This is a genomic window from Bacillus sp. FSL K6-0073, assembly GCF_038006085.1.
GTDB lineage: Bacteria > Bacillota > Bacilli > Bacillales > Bacillaceae_G > Bacillus_A > Bacillus_A cereus.
Map to the genome: position 1 here is coordinate 378,398 of NZ_JBBOUN010000001.1, position 21,022 is coordinate 399,419.

Below are 21,022 nucleotides of genomic sequence, written 5' to 3' on the forward strand. Positions count from 1 at the left end.
TTTGTTTGTATTTTTAGAATTGTCGTAAAATAGACGTTTATTAGGTTATGATAACTAAAAGTTTATGTAAGCGTCAACATAAAAAAACAGAAAATAAAGAATGTTCTAGTTGTTTGTTTAATTTGTAATATAAGTGCAGAGTAAGGTTTTTAAGTATTTAAAAATAAACAATTGACTTTTTTCTTAAAATTCAATATGTTCATAAAAACATCTGTTTTTCATAAGTATAATTAACCCGAATCGTTTGTAATGTGGGAAGGAGACTGGAACGTTGAAAACATTAGAACTACAAGAGCGCTTAACGGAGATTTTTCAGCATTTACACGAAAACCCTGAAGTAAGTTGGAAAGAATATGAAACGACAGCGTATATTACTGACTTTTTAAAAGAAGAAGGAATTTCATATAGAACATTTGATGATTGTCCAGGTGTAATTGCTGAGATTGGAGGCGGGAATCCAGTTATTGCGATTCGTGCTGATATGGATGCACTTTGGCAAGAAGTAAATGGAGAATTTAAAGCGAACCATTCATGTGGCCATGATGCTCATATGACCATTGTAATGGGACTTATTTTACAATTGAAAAATATGAGATGGAAAAGTGGTACGGTTAGATTTATTTTTCAGCCGGCAGAAGAGAAGGGGAATGGTGCTTTAAAGATGGTGGAGAAAGGTGCTGTAGATGATGCTGATTTCTTATTTGGCGTCCATCTAAGACCAATTGAAGAACTATCTTTGAAACAAGCAGCTCCATCTATTCGTCATGGAGCAGCAGGATTTTTAGAGGGTATGATTCATGGGGAGGATGCACACGGGGCAAGACCACACCAAGGTGTGAATGCAATTGATGTCATTTCCATGATTAATATCGGTTTGAAAAATATTTGGCTGCCACCGCAAAGTTCTTATTCAGTAAAAATGACGAGATGCCAAGCTGGTGGTGATAATTTAAATATTATTCCGGGAAATGGTCATTTCAGTTTAGATGTAAGAGCAGAGAGTAATATACTATTAGAAGAATTAAAGAAAAAGATTGAGCATGTAATAGAATCAGCTGCATCGATGGGGTCGAAAACTTCATACGAATGGATGGATCTTGCACCAGGAGCAGAGGTTTCCGAAGAAGCAGAGCGCTTTATGCGTAAAGGTATTCTCGAAGTGTATGGGGAAGAGAGATGCACAGGGCCTCTCTATACGACAGGAAGCGATGATTTCCATTACTATACAGTGAAAAGACCACATTTAAAAGCTGTCATGCTTGGACTAGGAGCAGACCTACAACCTGGATTACACCATCCGTATATGAGGTTTGATCATAGTTGTATTATGGATGGGGTAGAAATATTGAAACAAACTGTATTGAAAGTGTTAGAAGACAGGGGCTAAAGAGCTCCTGTTTTTTTGTCGTGAATTGTCGGTAAATCGATATATTTGAAAAATCGTTGATATATTTGAAGTTACGATAGATATATTAAGAAAATCGTTAATATAATTTCACATATCTATTAATTTGATGAAAAATGAGCCTCCAGTACATGGTGTATAATAATAAGTACCATTTTTTAATAGGAGAAAACGAATGAACGAACAATATTACGATGCAGTTTTACATATAAAAACAGTCGGTGAGCAAAAAGGATTTAACAAATCTATGCATTATCACCGTTATGAACCGACGCCGTATAGCGGATTAGATGAGTTACTGAATCAATATGAAATAAAAAGTAGTGACCGAATTGTAGACTTTGGGTGCGGAAAAGGGCGATTAAACTTTTATATGCATCATAAATGTGGGGCTTCAGCAGTTGGAATTGAAATGAATGAAGAGTTTTATAAAGAAGCGATCGATAATCGAGATCGTTATGCCCGAAAGGCACGAAACAGTAAGGGGAAAATTCAATTCCAATGTTGTTTAGCGCAGGAATATGAGATTGATCCACATGATAATAGGTTTTATTTCTTTAATCCGTTTTCTGTGCAAGTGTTTATGAATGTAGTAAATAACATTTTGTTTTCAGTAGAAAACACGGGGAGAGAAGTGGATATTATTTTATATTATCCTTCTGAGGACTATATTTTCTTCTTAGAAAATCAGACTGCGTTTGAGCTGAAGAAAGAAGTTAGATTGCCAGGTGCTTATGAGAAGAATGGGAATGAGAGGTTTTTAGTTTATACATTAGGGTAATAAAAAACAGGTGCCAAGGCACCTGTTTTTATTAGTTACGGATTAAGTAATCAAATGCACCTAAAGCTGCGTTTGCACCTGAACCCATAGAGATGATGATTTGTTTGTACGGATTATTTGTACAGTCACCTGCAGCAAACACTCCTGGTACGTTTGTAGCGCCGTGCTTGTCTGTTACGATTTCACCGCGAACGCGTTCAACTGTTTCGCCTAACCAGTCTGTGTTTGGCACAAGACCGATTTGTACGAATACACCTTGTAATTCAACGTGATGAACTTCTTCAGTTTCACGATCGATGTAAGAAATACCATTTACTTTATCAGTACCAGTGATTTCTTTCGTTTGAACGTTTTTCAGAACAGTTACGTTTGGTAAGCTGTTAAGACGCTCTTGCAATACAGCATCAGCTTTTAATTCTGGCATGAATTCAAGAACAGTTACGTGCTTAACGATACCTGCTAAGTCGATAGCTGCTTCAATACCAGAGTTACCTCCGCCGATAACTGCTACGTCTTTTCCAGTGAATAATGGGCCGTCACAGTGTGGGCAATATGCTACACCTTTATTTTTGAACTCAGCTTCACCTGGTACGCCAACATTACGCCAGCGAGCACCTGTAGAAACGATTACGCTCTTACTTTTCAGAATAGCGCCGTTTTCAAGTTCCACTTCAATAAGTTCTTTTTTCTCTAAACGTTTCGCACGTTGTAGATTCATTACATCGATGTCGTATTCTTTTACGTGTTCTTCAAGGCTTGCTACTAGCTTAGGACCTTCAGTCTTTTTTACGCTGATGAAGTTCTCAATGCCCATAGTATCCATTACTTGACCACCGAAGCGCTCAGCAACGATACCAGTGCGGATGCCTTTACGTGCTGCGTAAATTGCTGCACTTGCACCAGCAGGGCCGCCACCAACAACAAGAACATCGTATGGATCTTTATCAGAAAGCTCTGATGCATCTGGACCGTTACCCATTTTAGCTAAAATTTCTTCAAGTGTCATACGACCGCTTCCGAAAGATTCGCCGTTTAGGTAAACAGTTGGTACTGCCATGATGTCTTTGCTTTCTACTTCCTCTTTGAATGCAGCGCCATCAATCATAGTATGTGTAATACCAGGGTTAAGAACGCTCATTACGTTAAGAGCTTGTACAACATCAGGACAGTTATGACAACTTAGGCTGATATAAGATTCAAAATGATATTCGCCTTGAATGTTTTTAATTTGATCGATTAATTTTTGTTCAACTTTTGGAGCGCGTCCACTTACTTGTAGTAAAGCTAACACTAATGATGTAAATTCGTGTCCTAATGGAATACCAGCGAATACGACACCAGTGTCTTCACCAGGGCGGTTTACGCTAAAGCTTGGTGTTCTCTCTAATTCAACTTTTTCTACTGTAATCTTAGATGACATAGTAGCTAATTCGTCTACTAGAGCTAACATATCTTTAGATACGTTATCGTCTCCTGCGCTTACCTTAAGTAAAATATCGTTCTCCATTAATTGAAGGTATTGGGATAGTTGTGTTTTTATATCTGCATCTAGTATCATTTTGATCGAACTCCTTAGATTTTGCCTACAAGGTCAAGGCTTGGTTTAAGTGTTGCAGAACCCTCTTGCCATTTAGCTGGGCAAACTTCACCTGGGTTGTTACGTACGTATTGAGCAGCTTTAATTTTGTTAACAAGAATGCTTGCGTCACGGCCGATACCGTCAGCATTGATTTCCATAGATTGGATAACGCCGTCTGGATCGATGATGAATGTACCACGAGCAGCAAGACCTTCTTCTTCCATTAAAACGTTGAAGTTTGTAGTGATTGTGCGAGTTGGGTCACCAATCATGATGTACTCGATTTTGCCGATAGTTTCTGAGCTATCATGCCATGCTTTGTGAGTGAAGTGAGTGTCTGTAGATACAGAGTATACTTCAACGCCTAAGTCTTTTAGAGTTGCGTATTGGTTTTGTAAGTCTTCAAGTTCAGTTGGGCAAACGAATGTGAAGTCAGCTGGGTAGAAACAAACTACACTCCATTTTCCTTTTAAACTTTCGTCAGTAACTTGGATAAATTCTCCATTATGGTAAGCATTAGCTTTAAACGGTTTTACTTCTGTGCCGATTAATAACATGTTAAAATTCCTCCTAAATGTTGGTTTTGAGCATCAAAAAATAGTGTGCTCATAAAATATATTTTTTAATTAACTATAATAATTCTAATTCGATATTAATTATCATATAGAAGTGGTTATTTTGTCAAGAGAATAAACCAACTTTATACCAATTTAATTAATATTTATTCTCAATTAAGGCTAACAGGGAATGGAAAGGTAACTTTAAGTTTATAAATTTTCAATGATTGTTTGAAAGAGTAGTGTGTATGTTAGAAATATGGTGTAAGTGTAAATTCTTAGGAAGGAAATATTTCTTAGAAGTTATGTATTTGAAAAGGAACTGCTTATTTCTATTTTACAAAGAATTGTGCGATAAATAAAATAAAATGAATCGAAATCTTTTTGAACAATTTTTGTCATCTCAAATATATAATTAGGAAGTATATATTTGAGATGATAGTTAGAAACATTGACTCAAATTGCTAACAAGATATAATAAAACCTAGATATACCTTTCAAAAAGAAGAATACATATTTATAGGATGAAAAAATTCAACCTATTATTTTTTATAGCTTTTGGAAAACGCTTACAATTGGTGTGGAGGGGAAACCATGTCTAAGTTCACAAAGTATTTTTTAATGGAAGCTAGCGATGTGATTGCATATGTGAAAGAGAAATTATCTAAGTTTGAACATGCAAAGGGGCTAAAGTGTAAAGAAATAGGTGATGGCAATTTAAATTATGTGTTCCGCGTTTGGGATGAAAAAGAGAACATGTCTGTCATCGTAAAGCAAGCTGGGGATACAGCTCGCATTTCAGATGAGTTTAAGTTATCGACGAATCGTATTCGTATAGAATCAGATGTTTTGCAGTTAGAGCATGAGTTAGCACCTGGACTTGTTCCTAAGGTGTATTTATTTGATAGTGTGATGAACTGTTGCGTAATGGAAGATTTATCGAATCACACAATATTACGTACAGCACTTATAAATCATCAAATATTTCCGCAGCTTGCTGACGACTTAACTACTTTTATGGTAAATACACTTTTATTAACATCTGATGTTGTAATGAATCATAAAGAGAAGAAGGAACTTGTGAAGAATTATATAAATCCTGAATTATGTGAGATTACAGAGGACCTCGTATATTCAGAACCATTTACAAATCATAATAAGCGTAATGAGTTATTTCCTTTAAATGAGGGATGGATTAGGGAGCATATTTATAGTGATAAAGAGCTTCGTATGGAAGTAGCGAAACGTAAATTTTCTTTTATGACGAATGCACAGGCATTGCTTCATGGTGATTTACATACTGGTTCTGTTTTTGTAAGAGATGATTCTACAAAAGTTATTGATCCTGAGTTTGCTTTTTATGGACCTATGGGATATGACGTTGGGAATGTAATGGCGAATTTAATGTTTGCTTGGGTGAATGCAGATGCAACGATGCCACCTGGAGCTGAGAAAGATACGTATATGGATTGGTTACAAACTACGATGGTAGAGGCAATTGATTTATTTAAGAAGAAGTTTTTAGATGCTTGGGATATTCATGTGACCGAGATTATGGCGAAGGAAGAAGGCTTTAACGAAGCCTATTTACAATCTGTATTAGAGGATACAGCTGCAGTGACAGGTCTTGAATTAATCCGCCGTATTGTTGGATTAGCGAAAGTAAAAGATATTACTTGTATTGAGAATGAGGAAGCACGTGCTAGAGCGGAGCGAATTTGTCTTCAAGTAGCGAAGAGTTTTATTTTACGAGCGAATCAATATAGAACGGGTACAAGTTTTGTAGCAACGTTAAAAGAACAGTCAATGCACTACGCGGAGTAAGGGGAGAATATGATGGAAGAGCAATTAATACCAATTCAGTGGAAAGATGATGCTTTAGTTTTGTTAGATCAAACGTTATTACCGAATGAAATTGTTTATGAATCTTTTAAAACAGCTGAAAGTGTGTGGGATGCCATTCAAGTAATGAAAGTACGAGGTGCACCAGCGATTGGTGTTTCAGCAGCTTACGGAGTGTATTTAGGGATAAAGGAATTTGCTGAAGGTACGGAAGAAGGATTTATGGATGAAGTAAGAAAGGTATGTACATACTTGGCGACATCAAGACCGACTGCCGTAAATTTATTTTGGGCACTTGAAAGAATGGAAAGTGTAGCGACAGATAATATTCATTTATCAATCTCACAGCTGAAAAATAGATTACTAGAAGAGGCAAAAGAGATTCATAGAGAAGATGAAGAAATTAACCGTCAAATTGGAGAACATGCATTAACATTATTCCATGATGGAATGGGAGTATTAACACATTGTAATGCTGGTGCGTTAGCGACGACTAAGTATGGTACTGCGACGGCTCCAATGTACTTAGCGAAAGAAAAAGGATGGGACTTAAAAATCTTTTCGGATGAAACACGTCCAAGATTACAAGGGTCAACGTTAACGGCATTAGAACTACAGCGAGCGGGAATTGATGTTACTGTCATTACGGATAATATGGCGGCTATGGTCATGTCACAAGGGAAGATTGACGCTGTAATTGTTGGATGCGACCGTGTGGCAGCGAACGGTGATATAGCAAATAAAATTGGAACATTAGGCGTATCTATTTTAGCGAAATACTACAACATTCCGTTTTATGTAGCGGCACCAACGCCGACAATTGATTTAAAGACATCGACAGGAAAAGAAATTCCGATTGAAGAAAGAGATGCTTCTGAAGTGATTAATCGCTTCGGACAATATTCTGCTCCGAAAGAAAGTAAAGTATATAATCCAGCATTTGATGTTACTCCACATGAAAATGTAACAGCGATTATTACAGAAAAAGGGATTGTAAAGGCACCGTTTACGGAGAATTTAAAAAAGCTATTTCAATAAGTAGATAAATGTAAAAGTCAGTCATCATAAGCTTCATACTTAGGGGGATGTATATGTTATTACCAAAAGAAAGAGAAGAAATTGTAGCGTATGGAAAGAAAATGATTTCTAGTGGTTTAACAAAGGGGACGGGTGGTAATATTAGTATCTTTAATCGTGAACAAGGTCTTGTTGCGATTAGCCCAAGTGGTTTAGAGTATTATGAAACAAAGCCTGAAGATGTAGTTATATTAAACTTAGATGGTGAAGTAATAGAAGGAGAGAGAAAACCATCAAGTGAATTAGATATGCACCTTATTTACTATAGGAAGCGTGAAGATATAAATGCGCTTGTGCATACACACTCTCCTTACGCGAAGACGATTGCATCATTAGGATGGGAGCTTCCGGCTGTGTCGTATTTAATTGCTTTCGCAGGACCGAATGTGCGCTGTGCACCGTATGAAACATTTGGTACGAAGCAATTAGCGGATGCTGCTTTTGAAGGCATGATTGATCGTCGTGCTGTGCTACTTGCAAATCACGGTTTAATTGCTGGGGCAAATAATATAAAAATGGCATTTACTGTTGCAGAAGAGATTGAGTTTTGTGCTCAAATTTATTATCAAACGAAAAGCATTGGGGAACCAAAGCTATTGCCAGAAGATGAGATGGAGAATTTGGCGAAGAAGTTTGAAGGGTATGGGCAGCAGTAGAATGAAACAAAGACACCCTCAAGAAAAGATCTTGAGGGTGTTTTTTAAGCTTTTTTAAGCAACAAATACATAAAGTAAGGAGCGCCAATTAAAGCAACGACAATACCTGCTGGGATGCCATTAGGCTCAACTATGTTTCGTCCGATTGTGTCTGCTAATAGCAATAGCCATCCGCCGATTAAAACGGCGATAGGCATGAAAATTTGATGTCTCGGACCTACTAAAGATTTTGCGATATGAGGAGCCATTAGTCCGATAAAGCTAATTCCTCCTGTTACAGAAACAGCTGCAGCAGCAAGCGCAACGGCTGCAACTAATAAGTATCTGCGTTCTTTTTCAATTTCAATTCCAACGCCGATTGCGACGGGCTCGTTTAATGCTAGAATGTTTAATCGATTTGCTTTATAGAAAACGAACGGAATGAATACGATTAACCATGGGAGCATTGCGAAAACGAAGATCCAGTCATCTCCCCAAATATTTCCGGCAATCCATTTTGAAATAAAGTCTACTTTCATACGATCCGCGGATGAAATAAGGACAATCATCGTTCCAGATAGTGCAAATGCAAAACCGATACCGGTTAATGTTAATCGCACCGGCTGAAGTCCAGTTGATTTACTATATGAAAATACGTAAATTAGAACAGCTGTCAGAAATGCTCCGATAAATCCAACGACAGGTAGTAAGTAAAGAAATGAACCTACATCTATTGGAAAGTATAAAAAGAAAATAGCGACAGCAACACCGGCCCCAGAGTTGATTCCAAGAATACCAGGTTCAGCTAAATCATTTCGGGTAATCCCTTGCAGAATAGCACCTGATAAAGCGAGAGCCATACCAGCTAATAATGTAATGACAATTCTAGGTAGTCTTAAAGAGTATAAAACGAACTCCTCTTTAAACGTCCCTTGTCCCATTAATGTTGGGAGTAGTCGATCATAAGATAAAGATGCTGAACCAAGTCCCATTCCAACTACAATGGTTGTGATGATTACTATAAGTAAAGCGAGTATAATGAGACGCTGTTTTCTTAGAATAGATTGCATCATGAGAATGTTTTTCCTCCTTTACGTACAATGAATAGGAAGAATGGTAACCCTACAATCGCGACAATTGCCGCAACTGGTGTTTCGTATGGAGCGTTAATAGTACGTCCGATTGTATCTGCAAGTAGCATAAAGGAAGCTCCAGCAATTGCTGACATCGGTATAACAAATCGGTAATCTGGACCGACAATTGGGCGTACCATGTGAGGTACCATTAAGCCGATAAATGCCATATTTCCGACAAGCGCTACAGATGCACCTGCAAGTAAGATAATAATGATAAATAAAATAGTTTTAATAACAATAATTTTTTGACCTAGTCCAATAGCCACTTCCTCACTGAAACTAAGAACTGTCAATTTTTTTGCTAGTAAGATAGCGATAAAGATACTAATTGAAATGACTGGAATAATAATTTTTAATTGGTTCCAAGTTGTTCCAATTACGCCACCAGCAGTCCAAAGTGATACATCTTGTGAAATTTTAAAGTAAATGCCGATTCCTTCTGAAATTGCGAGTAGAAATGCTGAAACTGCAGCACCCGCTAATACAATTCGAAGAGGAGAAAGGCCGCCTTTTTTCACCATACCAATTCCAAATACCATAATTGCGCCAATTGCAGCACCGATAAAGCAAGCTAATGTTAAGTAAAGATAGCTGATGGAAGGGTTGAAAGCAAGTGTCAGTGCAAGCGCAGCATTTGCTCCACCAGATAGCCCTAATAATCCAGGATCCGCAAGTGGATTTCGTGTTAATCCTTGCATAATTGCTCCAGAAACGGCTAATCCAGCTCCTACAAAAATAGCAGCAACTTCACGTGGTAAACGTATTTCTCGAATAATAGATATTTTGTCTCCTTTAGCGGAGGAAGTGAGTGCTGACCATACATCTTTTATCGAAGTATCTGCAGCACCTAATACCATTGCAACCATAAAAATAAGAAAGAATGCAATTAAGCTTAAAATTAGTTTATATGTAAAAGCTATAGAACGTGGATTGTCATGATCTTTTGTCATTCGTTTCACATCTTTTCTGTTCATAGAATAAAGGAAGAGGAATTCTTAAATTAAGAATTCCTCATGTTTGTATTATTTACCAAGAAAGCTCTTCTTGAAGAAGTCTAGTTGGAAGTCTAATGTAAGTGGATCATTGAAATAGAATTCCATCATGTTTGCTTCATATACGCGATTATTTTTTACTGCTGGGATGTTTTTATATGATTCTGTCTCTTGGAATGAGTTATCAGTATCTTTGTTTTTACTTACGATTAAGTAATCACCAGCAAACTCAGGTAATACCTCAGTAGATAATGCGTAGTAACCTTCTTTTAACGCTTTTTCTTTTACTTTTTCAGGCATTTTTAATTTCATTTCTTGGTACAGAATTTCTGTTCCACGGCCCCAGTTTTCGCCGTATACATAAAGCTGTTTGTTGAAGTTTTCTACAACAGAAACTGTAGCATCTTCACCGATTTTTGCTTTAATTTCTTTACCAGCGTCTTGTGCACGTTTCTTGAAGTCATCAACCCAAGTTTTTGCTTCTTTTTCTTTGTTTAATAACTTACCGATTTCTAAATGCTGTGTTAAGTAATCAACTTTTCCGTAAGTGTATGTTACAGTAGGAGCGATTTTCTTTAACTTATCAACATTTTTAATATTTGATAAACCAATGATTAAATCTGGGTTTAGCTCAGCGATTTTTTCAACATTTTCATCTGATACTTCAGCAACATCTTTCAATTTGCTATCAAAACGTGGGTTTTGTTTAGACCATGAATCTACCCCAACAAGATTTACTCCTAATGACATTACGTTACCAGCGAATGATGATAAAACTACAACGCGTTTTGGATTTGCAGGCACTTCTACTTTACCATTTTCAGATTGGTATGTAATTGTTTCTGATTTACTACCTTTTGTATCGTTCTTTTTGTCTGTAGAGCCATTGCTACAAGCACTCATAACAAGAACGAAAAGAACTGTTAGTGAAATAAATAACTTTTTCATCGTCTTTCTCCTTTAACATAGATGATATGTGTATACAATAATTTGTTTAACTGTAATCTTTTTGAAAGAGTAGTGGTAACGCAAAATGTTTATTAAAAATCTTGAATGTGAGATTCTACAATATAGTATTAACCATATTAATAAAAGAAGATGTAATCTCAAATTTGCTAATTATTAACAAATTGATAATGATTATCACTATTGATTCATTAAATAATATAATTTTATCTAGTTGTATTGTCAATAGTAATTTTAATTGTAAATTTTGCAGAAACAGGTTATATTTTATTGAGAATGATAATCAATGATTGGTAGCTGAGGAGTGAAGGTTAATGAATAGAGAAGAATTGTTTGATGTAACCGTGATAGGCGGGGGACCTGCAGGGCTTTATTCAGCTTTTTATAGTGGACTCAGAGAGATGAAAACAAAAATAATAGAATTTCAACCACAGTTAGGTGGAAAAATACATGTGTATCCGGAAAAAATGATTTGGGATGTAGGAGGACTATTGCCAGTTACAGGTGATAAGTTAATTGAACAACTTGTACAGCAAGGGTTAACATTTAAGCCAGAAGTTGTATTAGATACAAAAGTGGAATCAATTATTCGTAATCAAGATGGTACTTTTACATTAAAAGCAAGTACTGGGGAAGAACACTTTTCAAAAACAGTTATCGTCGCAACAGGAAGTGGTATATTGAAACCGCAAAAGTTATCTATTGAAGGTGCTGAGCGATTTGAAGTATCGAATTTAAATTATACAGTTAAATCTTTAAAGCGTTTCAAAGGTAAAACAGTTATTATTTCCGGTGGAGGCAATTCTGCTGTTGATTGGGCAAATGAATTGGAACCAATTGCGAAAAAAGTGTATGTAACGTATAGAAAAGAAGAATTATCTGGTCATGAAGCACAAGTAAAACAACTTATGAACAGCTCAGCGGAGTGTTTCTTTAATACATCGATTACAAAATTAATTGCTGGTGATAATCATGAAGCAATCGAATATGTAGAATTAACAAATCATGAAACAGGTGAGGTTTCTCATTTACCTATTGATGAAGTTATTATTAATCATGGATATGAACGCGACATTACATTATTAGAAAATAGTGAGTTAGACGTTGCAATTATAGATAATTATTATATTGCAGGTAATGCAAATAGTGAGTCTTCAGTAGATGGATTATATGCTGCTGGAGATATTTTAAAGCACGAAGGGAAACTACACTTAATTGCAGGTGCATTCCAAGATGCGGGAAATGCTGTGAATAAAGCAAAACAATTTATCCAACCAGATGCAAGTGAGTACGGAATGGTTTCTTCTCATAATGAAGTATTTAAGAAGAGAAATCGCGAACTGATTAAGCAGATGATGAAATAATAAGGAACAAGTACACCCCCACGTATTTCTCTATTCAAATGGATGAGAGATGTACGTGGGGGTTTTCCTGTTTACTATATTTTCTATCATTATAATGACACCGGTTTCATCAGTTCATATGATATGAACATTTTATTGGTAAAGCATCCTAGAAAACAATTTAGCTATGTTTTGCTTACGCAGAACATGGCTAAATTACGCTGTCCCTTTAGCGCGTTCATTAGGAAATGGCATATTTAGTATAGAAGCAATATACTGTTTTCCATGCATTCGAGCTAATGATTCTAATATTTGGCGAACACGTTTTGTAAGATGACCTTGTTTTTTGATGGCTTCACAATATGCGTCATAGAAGGCATATTTAGCCCAAAGGAAATCATCTTGTTGGAATAAGAAATGATTTTTGTACCATTCACCAATTGTATGATAACAATTGTTTTCATGTATTGCTGTGCTTTGAGAAAGAAAACGATCAGATAAAGATACATTCAAATGAGAAATTGTGTTTTCTGTTTCAACTTGTAGTGTTTTTTCTAACATTGTAATGATGTGACGAGTAGCCATATGTTAACTCTCCTTTGTGTAAATGGGTAATACCATTCTATATTTAAAAAATTCTTACTATATAATACTATACAATATATGGAATGCATCTACCTGCTTTTTGAACTGCATTTACAAAATCTTTTTTATTTGTTTACAAAAATAAAGTAAGATACAGTATAGATGAAAAAATAATAAAGGAATGAACGCATTGTATATAACAGTAGAAGAGACTGCGGAGTATTTGAATTTACCAAAATCGTATATTGAAGAGTTAATTCAGCAAAAGAAAATTCGTGCGCTATTCGATGGAGAGCAATATTTAGTAAATAAAGAACAATTTAATACACATTTAGAGCAAATGGAGAAATATAAGCAATTAGTGGAAGAAATATTGAACGAACCAATTCCAGAAGATATGGATGTTAAAGACGAAGATTAAACTATGGAAAATCCCTTATGAAGATATACAGAAATGTATATTCATAAGGGATTTTTTGTTTGAAGATATCAAAAACATAAGGAGTTCTTAGCCTTTCTTCAAATTTTGATAGGTAGTAGTCTACCATGTTAAAAGCATATTTTTTTCTAGCTAGGACAAACATAGAGAACGTAACCTGTACAGATACATATACTATCAGTGCAAAAGCTTATAAATTAATGGAAGGGGTTTTCTCGTGAGTTTATTTCATTGTGATTTTCTGAAAGACTTAATTGGATCTTTTGTGAGAGTAAACAGGGGTGGTCCAGAATCTCAAAAAGGGACAATAGTCGCTGTATGTTCGGATTACTTTGTATTAAAGAATGAAAAAGGAGAGCTCTATTACTATCAGATTCGTCATCTGAAAAGTATTACAAAAAATGCGAAAGATTGTAAAGCAGATGATTGCAGATGGTTGGAATGTGAATGTGAAGATGACTTTGAAAAGTTACTTCAAAGCTTCAAATATTGCTGGGTGAAAATTAATCGTGGTGGCCCAGAGAAAGTTGAAGGTATTTTACAAGATGTTTCTTGTGAATTTGTGACACTAATTGTAAAAGAAGAAGTTATATTAGTTGCAGTATCTCATATTAAGAGTGTAACAGTACCTTGTAGAGAGAGCGAAGAAAGCGAAAGTGAAAGCGAAAGTGAAAGTAATAATTCAGGTCGAGCTCGCGCACAAAGACAGTCAAGAAGAGGAAGATAATAAGAAAGGAGGATATAAATTTGGAAAGTATATTATGCTGTGAACAAATTAAAGGCTTAGTCGGTGAGACTGTAAAAGTAAATCTTCGTGGACCAGAGAGTCGAGTGGGGGTACTTGTATCGTTAGGAAGAGATTACCTTACATTACAACTTCCTCTTGGTGAATTAGTATATTACCAATTGAAACATGTGAAAAGTCTAGTTAAGAAAGTGAAAGAAAGTAAATGTGGCGACGGCTATGTTTCATGTTTCTGCTCTGATGATGATACTTTTGTCGATGTATTATGTGACTTGAAGTATAAGTGGGTAAAGATTAATCGTGGCGGCCCAGAGTGTGTAGAAGGCTTATTAAGTGAAGTGCATGAAGAATGTATTACGCTAGTAAACGGTGATGAAGTTATTTATATCATTAATTATCATATTAAGAGTGTGAGTCAAGTAGTGAAATGTAAAAAGAATGAAGATGAATAATGTTTAATAAATAAGAGGGGCATTATGAGGGAAAGAGAAGAACAATTTCTTATTTCGATAGTATGAAAAGGAATTACTTACTATTAAGACAGAACATTGCCCTGATTATTTTTTTGAAACGAAAGATAGGAAAGCTGAAATTCATAGGAAGGAGGATATAGATGAATGAGTTAAACAAAAGTATTGGGGAAAATATATATGTTAAATTAATCGGTGAAAAAAGGTTTAAAGGTATATTAATAGACGTAGGAAATGACATTATTGTTCTTTACAATGGACAAGACTATGTATATATATCTTTATATCATGTACAATACTATAAATTTTTAAGACCACATGACGAAGACATACTAAAACCAGATGTTGATTCTGTAATTAAGAGGGAATCCCCTTCAATTTCTTTGAGAAAAGTATTAAGTACTTCTAAAGGGATTTTTACAGAAGTTTATGTAGCAGGAAATGCTCCAATACATGGTTATGTTACAAGTGTGATGAACGACTATATTGTTTTTTATAGTCCGGTTTATAAAACGGTATATATATCTTTAAAGCATTTAAAATGGTTAATTCCGTATAAAGAAAACCAAGTACCGTATGCCCTCAATAAAAATGAACTCCCCGTAAATCCGTTAAATATTACATTAGCTAGAACATTTGAAGAGCAGCTTATTAAAATGACTGGGAAAATTATGGTGTTTGATTTAGGTGAGGAGTCCAATAAAATTGGAAAAATGGCGAAAATTGATGAAGGGCATATTGAAATATCAAAAGCACGTGATGCAAAAATGTATGTGAATATTCAACATGTAAAATCCGTCCATTGTCCGTAGATTAGTTGGAAGGGCTGACTTTTTCTTTTATATGCAGAAGAAAAGGTCGAGCCTATTTGTTTTAGTTTAATTTGAAGATGAGGGGAAAAATGAATTGAATATAAACATAGTATAGTGTGATTTTTTAAAAGGTAACTTTGCACTAACTTATAAAAATTGTGTACGAGCTATCTTTTTATGTATTCAATTTATTTTTTGAGGAGGAGTTGCTCAACTAATTTATTAAAGGGGTTTTGTTTGTGGAGCAGTTTCCGAATTCGTTATCAATTACATTGCTTGGTAGTGCTGGTGGAGCAGCAAAAGCAGTTTTAGCAATTTTAAATCAAGCGATAGCAAATGAAAAAGATCCAATTTATGAAGTATTAAAGAATGCCAAATTTCATTTAGTGGATATAAAACAAAAAGATAGGACTTATTATGATGAGTTGTTTTCGAATTTGAAAGGTCAATTATATTTATATGAGATAAACCTTCAAAATGTAGTGGAATTTAAACAACATTTAAAAGAAAAAAGTACGAGTGTTGTGATTGATGTTTCAGGGGCAGATACAATTAGAGTATTAAGCTGCTGTAATGAATTAGGAATTTGTTATATTAATTCAGCCTTGGAAAATGAAGCAGTAGATCAGGACGACAGCTTAATCGGCTTTCAGCTTACGGAAAGATATACAAGGTTTGAGAAGGAGAAAGAGAAATTTACAAATACAAAAGCGATTATAGGTTCAGGTATGAATCCAGGTGTTGTTCAATGGATGGTTGTTGAGCTTATGAAGGAACGACCAAATGAAAGGCCAAGAGCATGTTATATTGTAGAACATGACACGTCGTTTTTGCATGATACAGCACTTATAAAGCCACATACACTTTATGCTTCATGGGCAGTAGAGCGATTTTTAGATGAAGCAATCTGGAGTTATCCGATGTATATGAGTCATCATCGTCCTCTTTACTTTTATGAAGATGTATATGCTTCAGAGTATAAAGTGAAGTTAGGAGAAAAAGAATTCTATGGTTGTTTAATGCCACATGAGGAAGTATTAATTTTAGGGAAAAACTTCAATATGGAAGTTGGTTTTCTTTACCGAATTAATGAGTATACAACAAATATAATTAGACAGAACTTAGATCAAGTAGAAGATTTATGGAACTGGAATCGTAAAGTGTTTAATCCAGCGGAAGAAGAGGTTGCTGGAGAGGACTTGGTCGGTGTGTTACTCGTTTATGAAAATAGTGAGACATATATGTATAATGTAATGAATAGTAGCCAAGTTTTTCGTAAATATAAAACGAATGCAACGTATTTTCAGGTAGGGTGCGGGATTTATGCGGGCTTGTCTAGTTTACTTTTAGATCAATTTGAACAAGGCGCTTATTACGTCGAGGAGTTGTTATTAAATACAGAAAGTAAGTACGGTGAGTATTTAAATTTATATATGAAGGATTTTGTAATAGGGCATAATAAATTTACTGATGGATTGTTACATGATAGGGTAAGTTGGATATAAGTTGTTACTAAAAGGAAGGAGAGATCTCCTTCCTTTTAGTATTATAAGGTTAAATATTGCCCTGAAAGCAATTTCATACTTATACTTTAAGGAGATAACAATGAAAGTTTTTTGTATCGATCAAGGGGAGTTTTTATATGAACAAATACAAGAGCTTGATTTATGAAGAAAGAAGAGCCTTAAAGGTATTTATATTATTATTTTATATTATATTCTTTTTATATGACGCTATATATTATTTTGTATATCCTGCTATGAATATTAGTGGAACAGCGGTAGGGTGGCCAGAAGGTAGTCTTGGGATAGGTGTGCCTATATTTGTAATAGCATTATTTCCTATTTCTATATATCTTCAAAAAAGAGGGTATGTATATTCTGTAAAATATTTATTTTTATTTGGATACATGTTTATCAATCTTGTTAATAATTTAATGATTTATTTGCGAACGGATAGACCTTTTGAACATGGTAGTATGGTAGAAATGTTGTTAATTTTATTTGCCCCAGTTTTCGTGAATAGAAAATACTTTTATTTAGTTTCCTTTAGTGTAATTGGAAAGTACGTATTTTTCACATTGCTATTACAAGATTTAAAAGTGATAATTCCACTTGTTTTATGTGTATTTTATTTCATTATTTCACATTCTTTATTAAAACGATTTCAATCTTATGTAAGAACAGTGGTTGAAATGATGAACAATATGAAAGAGACGGAAAATTTAGCTGTGATTGGGACTATGTCTACAACAATTGCCCATGAAATTCGAAATCCACTAACAGCGTTAAAAGGGTTTACGCAAATGCAAAAAGAAAGAAATCCAACTGATACGATGAGCTACGACATTATGCTACAAGAAATTGAAAGGGTTAATGGATTTGTTAGTGAATTGATGTTGTTAGGGAAACCAAAGCCAACAAATTATGAAAGGTGTAATATACGAGACACCCTTCTATATGTTGTGCATCTAATGGAAAGTTATGCAACGCAATATAGAGTTAAATGTAATTTACAAGTAGATGGAAATTTACCGGCTATAAACGGTGATGATAAGCAATTAAAACAAGTGTTATTAAATATCATTAAAAATGGAATAGAATCAATGCCAGAGGGTGGAGAAATTCATATCCGTGCATATCAAAAAACGCAAGGACATTTGTGTATTTCTGTTGAAGACCAAGGATGCGGTATAGAGAATGAGAAGTTAGAAAAAATCGGCAAGGCGTTTTACACAACAAAGGAGAATGGTACAGGACTTGGATTAATGATTACATATAAAATTATTAAGGAACATCAAGGGAGTATCACGATCCAAAGTAGTCTAGGAGTAGGAACGAAAGTAGAAATTTTTCTGCCGACCGTTTAATGTATTTGAGAAAAGATTTTTCAGAAAAGTGTTCTTGTTGTGTAAATATAAACATTTTATAAAATGTTTCAAGAAGGGTTTTTTTTATAAAATACTTCGTTTATAATGGAGGAAAATATCGACATGAGATTGATTGCTCATGTAACGGTTCAGTAGTGTTATGAAAAGATAAGAAGGGGTGCACGCGCATCCTTTTTTCTATGCAGATATTATGAAAGAGGTGGTATGATGGAATTAACATTAAATTCGACTGTATGTTTACACACGATTCAATTTCGAAAAGAGCAAAAGAATTATACTGTAAAAGACACAATTACAGGAGAAAAATATGAAATGCCGCCACTTTGGATTGATGCATTGGCAATGATGCGTGACGGTTTTTTATTGGGGGAAATTGAGGAGAAATTAAAAGAAGAGTATCCATCCGAAGAAGTGAATATGTTAGCATTCACGAAGCAACTGTTAGAACTAGAACTTGTTGAAATGGTAGATGGGGAAGAAATAGCTTGTACAAAGAAGAAAGAGAAGGATTATTTAGCTTGGTTACGTCCTCATGTTGAGCAATTCTTTCTTAATTTAAATAAAAAAAATAGAAGCAAAGGTCAATGATGATCTTTGCTTTTTTGTATAGTTTGTTTAAAAAATTACAGCAAATGCCCTTGCAAAAGCACCGTCGCTATCTTTAATTTTTAAAGGTGCTGCTGAGAAGAAGAAACGTTTCGTGTGAATGGCATCTAAGTTTGTTAAGTTTTCGATTAAATAAATATTATTCCCAAGTAGTATGTGATGAATTGGTGATGTTTCTGTCGTTACCTCATCAGGAGAAATAAAATCTAAACCGACAGATTTTACTTTTAATTGTACTAGTTCCTCGGCTAATTCTTCAGAAAGATAAAAAGCTTCTTTCTCATACGCCTCCGTGTTCCATTTAGTAGATAGATTGGAATGGAAAATAACAATATCTCCTTCTTTTATATCAGCATCGTGCAGTACTTCTTTAGGTAGTTTTCGTTCTTGTACATGAGTTACATCAATAAGAACAGCTTCACCTACAAATTGATCCAGCGGTAATTGATCGATGGTCGTTGCGCCTGAAATAAAATGCGCAGGAGCATCACAATGCGTGCCAACATGAACGACAGAATGAAAATCTGTAACTTGATAGCCTGATTCTTCAACACTTGTAACAGCTTCTAGTTGTATTTTAGGTGTTCCAGGAAATTGAGACATATTATTTTCAAATGTTTGTGATAAATCAATTACTTTCATTTTACATACCTCCAATATATGTTTTTCAAATAATAAAAAGCTCATCCTTCAGTATCAAGAAAGATGAGCTTTACATGCTAGTTGAGTTTTATCTTCCAAAATGCAATGCATTTTGCAGGAATTAGCACCTATTCAGTTCGTATAAACTGAGGTTGCTGGGCTTCAAAGGGCCGGTCCCTCTGCCTCTCTTGATAAAGAAGTATTCAGTTTTAAAATCTTAATTTTCTGATAGTTAAATTGTAATTCATTTCCTTTTTGTGTGCAATAGAAAATAGGTATTCACCCAAATAAAGCCGCTCGCATATTGTAGCTTATGTAAATAGAATGCTGCGAAGGAGTGAGTGCAGTGACAGGAAATGTATTGAATTATTATGCTGGTGGTAATACAGCTAGGGGATTTCACAATTTATACGAAGAGAATTTAAAAGGATTAGACAGGTTATTTATCTTAAAGGGTGGCCCGGGAACGGGAAAATCTTCTTTAATAAAGGCAATAGGTCGTGAATGGGTTGGAAAAGGATATGATATTGAATTTTTACATTGTTCTTCTGACAATAAATCGGTTGATGGTGTAATTATCCCACAATTAAAAGTAGGAATTGTTGATGGGACATCACCGCATGTTATTGAGCCAAAAATGCCAGGAGTTGTTGAAGAGTATATAAATTTAGGAATTGCTTGGGACTCAGATAAACTAAGAAAGCAGAAGTTAGAAATTGAAAGATTTGTTTCAGAAGCAAGCAAAGCTTTTCAGTCTGCTTACGCACGTTTTAAAGAGGCATTGGTTATACATGATGAGTGGGAGAAGATATATATTGATAATATAGATTTTAATAAAGCAAATGAACTAACCGATCAGCTAATCCAGAAATTATTTGCAGATAAAAGCGGGAGACAATCGCTTGTAAAACATCGTTTTTTAGGAGCTGCAACACCGAAAGGAGCAGTTGACTTTGTTCCTAATTTAACAGAAGGGTTACCACATCGTTATTTTATAAAAGGGCGCCCAGGCTCTGGAAAATCAACGATGCTCAAAAAGTTAGCTAAGGCAGCTGAAGAAAAAGGATTTGAAGTTGAAGTATATCATTGCGGATTTGACCCGCATAGTCTTGATATGGTTATCGTAAGAGAATTAGGCTTTGCAATTTTTGATAGCACCGCACCGCATGAATATTTTCCAAGTCGTGAGGGTGATGAAATTATTGATATGTATGCCCTTATTGTTACGCCAGGGACTGATGAGAAATATGCGAAGGAAATTCGTGATGTTTCCATTCAGTATAAAGCAAAAATGAATGAGGCAATGTCTTTCTTAGCGAAAGCAAAATCGGTTCGTGATAAATTAGAACGAATTTATATTGCTGCTATGGATTTTTCAATAGTAGATTCATATAAAGAGGAGATTCAAAAAGAGTTTGAACGAATTGCTGCTACTGTAATTGAAAAGCAACAATAGAAGTTTTATTAGGCTGTCAGTAATTTCTGACAGTTTTTTTAGTATGTAGTAAAATTAATAGTGT

The 21,022-nt window shown here is 34.9% G+C and carries 21 protein-coding genes and 1 riboswitch; of the genes, 14 read left to right on the top strand and 7 right to left on the bottom strand.

What is annotated here, in order from left to right:
- The first annotated feature begins 271 nt into the window (after positions 1 to 271).
- Positions 272 to 1,387, top strand: a complete 1,116-nt coding sequence (locus tag MHB52_RS02015; RefSeq protein WP_000853516.1) for a M20 peptidase aminoacylase family protein — start codon at positions 272 to 274, stop codon at positions 1,385 to 1,387.
- Between the two features lie 193 nt (positions 1,388 to 1,580).
- On the top strand, positions 1,581 to 2,186 hold the full coding sequence (locus MHB52_RS02020; RefSeq protein WP_044584081.1) for an SAM-dependent methyltransferase: 606 nt from the start codon (positions 1,581 to 1,583) through the stop codon (positions 2,184 to 2,186).
- 31 nt (positions 2,187 to 2,217) lie between these two features.
- On the opposite strand, the gene ahpF is transcribed toward MHB52_RS02020, so the two are convergent.
- Entirely contained in the window at positions 2,218 to 3,744 is a 1,527-nt protein-coding gene (ahpF, locus tag MHB52_RS02025) for an alkyl hydroperoxide reductase subunit F (RefSeq protein ID WP_000599501.1), read from the bottom strand.
- A gap of 14 nt (positions 3,745 to 3,758) precedes the next feature.
- Complete coding sequence (ahpC, locus tag MHB52_RS02030; RefSeq protein WP_000924420.1) at positions 3,759 to 4,322, bottom strand: alkyl hydroperoxide reductase subunit C; 564 nt, start codon at positions 4,320 to 4,322, stop codon at positions 3,759 to 3,761.
- A gap of 594 nt (positions 4,323 to 4,916) precedes the next feature.
- Between ahpC and mtnK the strand changes: the two genes are divergently transcribed.
- Genes mtnK through MHB52_RS02045 form a run of 3 tightly spaced genes read left to right on the top strand, consistent with a single transcriptional unit; the run spans position 4,917 to position 7,897 of the window.
- Entirely contained in the window at positions 4,917 to 6,146 is a 1,230-nt protein-coding gene (gene mtnK, locus MHB52_RS02035) for an S-methyl-5-thioribose kinase (protein WP_061662929.1), read from the top strand.
- Between the two features lie 9 nt (positions 6,147 to 6,155).
- Entirely contained in the window at positions 6,156 to 7,202 is a 1,047-nt protein-coding gene (mtnA, locus tag MHB52_RS02040; protein WP_001998967.1) for an S-methyl-5-thioribose-1-phosphate isomerase, read from the top strand.
- Positions 7,203 to 7,255: 53 nt separating this feature from the next.
- Positions 7,256 to 7,897: an L-fuculose-phosphate aldolase gene (locus MHB52_RS02045; protein WP_061662930.1), complete on the top strand. Its 642-nt coding sequence runs from the start codon at positions 7,256 to 7,258 to the stop codon at positions 7,895 to 7,897.
- Between the two features lie 44 nt (positions 7,898 to 7,941).
- Here MHB52_RS02045 and MHB52_RS02050 read toward each other — a convergent pair whose 3' ends face one another.
- From MHB52_RS02050 to MHB52_RS02060, 3 genes are read right to left on the bottom strand one after another with little or no spacing between them, the layout of a single operon-like run.
- Entirely contained in the window at positions 7,942 to 8,949 is a 1,008-nt protein-coding gene (locus MHB52_RS02050; RefSeq protein WP_061662931.1) for a FecCD family ABC transporter permease, read from the bottom strand.
- The gene (locus MHB52_RS02055) at positions 8,946 to 9,986 is read right to left on the bottom strand and encodes a FecCD family ABC transporter permease (RefSeq protein WP_001998969.1); all 1,041 of its coding nucleotides are present in this window, start codon (positions 9,984 to 9,986) and stop codon (positions 8,946 to 8,948) included. Before MHB52_RS02055 ends, MHB52_RS02050 begins: the two co-directional genes overlap by 4 nt.
- A gap of 48 nt (positions 9,987 to 10,034) precedes the next feature.
- Positions 10,035 to 10,952, bottom strand: coding sequence for an iron-hydroxamate ABC transporter substrate-binding protein (locus MHB52_RS02060; RefSeq protein ID WP_000732587.1), 918 nt, complete (start codon positions 10,950 to 10,952; stop codon positions 10,035 to 10,037).
- Positions 10,953 to 11,284: 332 nt separating this feature from the next.
- On the opposite strand from MHB52_RS02060, the gene MHB52_RS02065 reads away from it, so the two are divergent.
- Entirely contained in the window at positions 11,285 to 12,334 is a 1,050-nt protein-coding gene (locus MHB52_RS02065; protein ID WP_061662932.1) for an NAD(P)/FAD-dependent oxidoreductase, read from the top strand.
- 195 nt (positions 12,335 to 12,529) lie between these two features.
- Here MHB52_RS02065 and MHB52_RS02070 read toward each other — a convergent pair whose 3' ends face one another.
- Positions 12,530 to 12,898 (bottom strand): hypothetical protein, encoded by a 369-nt coding sequence (locus MHB52_RS02070; protein ID WP_000235475.1) that lies wholly within the window; start codon positions 12,896 to 12,898, stop codon positions 12,530 to 12,532.
- Positions 12,899 to 13,079: 181 nt separating this feature from the next.
- On the opposite strand from MHB52_RS02070, the gene MHB52_RS02075 reads away from it, so the two are divergent.
- From MHB52_RS02075 to MHB52_RS02105, 7 genes are all read left to right on the top strand, one after another.
- Positions 13,080 to 13,319, top strand: coding sequence for a helix-turn-helix domain-containing protein (locus MHB52_RS02075; protein WP_001998970.1), 240 nt, complete (start codon positions 13,080 to 13,082; stop codon positions 13,317 to 13,319).
- Between the two features lie 235 nt (positions 13,320 to 13,554).
- Positions 13,555 to 14,064 carry a hypothetical protein gene (locus MHB52_RS02080; protein WP_000051534.1) on the top strand — a complete coding sequence of 170 codons (510 nt, stop codon included), beginning with the start codon at positions 13,555 to 13,557 and terminating at the stop codon, positions 14,062 to 14,064.
- Positions 14,065 to 14,084: 20 nt separating this feature from the next.
- Positions 14,085 to 14,534: a hypothetical protein gene (locus tag MHB52_RS02085; protein WP_000443835.1), complete on the top strand. Its 450-nt coding sequence runs from the start codon at positions 14,085 to 14,087 to the stop codon at positions 14,532 to 14,534.
- Positions 14,535 to 14,695: 161 nt separating this feature from the next.
- Positions 14,696 to 15,364: a hypothetical protein gene (locus MHB52_RS02090; RefSeq protein ID WP_001004268.1), complete on the top strand. Its 669-nt coding sequence runs from the start codon at positions 14,696 to 14,698 to the stop codon at positions 15,362 to 15,364.
- Between the two features lie 239 nt (positions 15,365 to 15,603).
- Complete coding sequence (locus tag MHB52_RS02095) at positions 15,604 to 16,869, top strand: S-adenosylmethionine decarboxylase related protein (RefSeq protein ID WP_061662933.1); 1,266 nt, start codon at positions 15,604 to 15,606, stop codon at positions 16,867 to 16,869.
- A gap of 137 nt (positions 16,870 to 17,006) precedes the next feature.
- A complete protein-coding gene (locus MHB52_RS02100) occupies positions 17,007 to 18,233 on the top strand; it encodes an ATP-binding protein (protein ID WP_001046106.1) in 1,227 nt (408 codons plus the stop codon).
- A gap of 228 nt (positions 18,234 to 18,461) precedes the next feature.
- Positions 18,462 to 18,842, top strand: a complete 381-nt coding sequence (locus MHB52_RS02105) for a hypothetical protein (RefSeq protein ID WP_000424119.1) — start codon at positions 18,462 to 18,464, stop codon at positions 18,840 to 18,842.
- 27 nt (positions 18,843 to 18,869) lie between these two features.
- On the opposite strand, the gene MHB52_RS02110 is transcribed toward MHB52_RS02105, so the two are convergent.
- Positions 18,870 to 19,502, bottom strand: a complete 633-nt coding sequence (locus MHB52_RS02110; protein ID WP_000862983.1) for a cyclase family protein — start codon at positions 19,500 to 19,502, stop codon at positions 18,870 to 18,872.
- Between the two features lie 85 nt (positions 19,503 to 19,587).
- A riboswitch (SAM riboswitch) is annotated at positions 19,588 to 19,700 on the bottom strand.
- A 148-nt stretch (positions 19,701 to 19,848) separates the two neighbouring features.
- Here MHB52_RS02110 and MHB52_RS02115 point away from each other — a divergent pair.
- Positions 19,849 to 20,958, top strand: a complete 1,110-nt coding sequence (locus MHB52_RS02115; protein ID WP_061662934.1) for a PRK06851 family protein — start codon at positions 19,849 to 19,851, stop codon at positions 20,956 to 20,958.
- Positions 20,959 to 21,022 lie beyond the last annotated feature (64 nt).

What these genes read in the sequence shown, in the direction of transcription:
- MHB52_RS02065 (WP_061662932.1), top strand. Translation starts at nt 11,285, where the DNA reads ATGAATAGAGAAGAATTGTTTGATGTAACCGTGATAGGCGGGGGACCT.
- MHB52_RS02110 (WP_000862983.1), bottom strand. Translation starts at nt 19,502, where the DNA reads ATGAAAGTAATTGATTTATCACAAACATTTGAAAATAATATGTCTCAA.
- MHB52_RS02060 (WP_000732587.1), bottom strand. Translation starts at nt 10,952, where the DNA reads ATGAAAAAGTTATTTATTTCACTAACAGTTCTTTTCGTTCTTGTTATG.
- MHB52_RS02105 (WP_000424119.1), top strand. Translation starts at nt 18,462, where the DNA reads ATGGAATTAACATTAAATTCGACTGTATGTTTACACACGATTCAATTT.
- ahpC (WP_000924420.1), bottom strand. Translation starts at nt 4,322, where the DNA reads ATGTTATTAATCGGCACAGAAGTAAAACCGTTTAAAGCTAATGCTTAC.
- MHB52_RS02090 (WP_001004268.1), top strand. Translation starts at nt 14,696, where the DNA reads ATGAATGAGTTAAACAAAAGTATTGGGGAAAATATATATGTTAAATTA.
- MHB52_RS02075 (WP_001998970.1), top strand. Translation starts at nt 13,080, where the DNA reads ATGAACGCATTGTATATAACAGTAGAAGAGACTGCGGAGTATTTGAAT.
- mtnA (WP_001998967.1), top strand. Translation starts at nt 6,156, where the DNA reads ATGATGGAAGAGCAATTAATACCAATTCAGTGGAAAGATGATGCTTTA.
- MHB52_RS02045 (WP_061662930.1), top strand. Translation starts at nt 7,256, where the DNA reads ATGTTATTACCAAAAGAAAGAGAAGAAATTGTAGCGTATGGAAAGAAA.
- mtnK (WP_061662929.1), top strand. Translation starts at nt 4,917, where the DNA reads ATGTCTAAGTTCACAAAGTATTTTTTAATGGAAGCTAGCGATGTGATT.
- MHB52_RS02100 (WP_001046106.1), top strand. Translation starts at nt 17,007, where the DNA reads ATGAACAAATACAAGAGCTTGATTTATGAAGAAAGAAGAGCCTTAAAG.
- MHB52_RS02070 (WP_000235475.1), bottom strand. Translation starts at nt 12,898, where the DNA reads ATGGCTACTCGTCACATCATTACAATGTTAGAAAAAACACTACAAGTT.
- MHB52_RS02050 (WP_061662931.1), bottom strand. Translation starts at nt 8,949, where the DNA reads ATGATGCAATCTATTCTAAGAAAACAGCGTCTCATTATACTCGCTTTA.
- MHB52_RS02055 (WP_001998969.1), bottom strand. Translation starts at nt 9,986, where the DNA reads ATGAACAGAAAAGATGTGAAACGAATGACAAAAGATCATGACAATCCA.
- ahpF (WP_000599501.1), bottom strand. Translation starts at nt 3,744, where the DNA reads ATGATACTAGATGCAGATATAAAAACACAACTATCCCAATACCTTCAA.
- MHB52_RS02020 (WP_044584081.1), top strand. Translation starts at nt 1,581, where the DNA reads ATGAACGAACAATATTACGATGCAGTTTTACATATAAAAACAGTCGGT.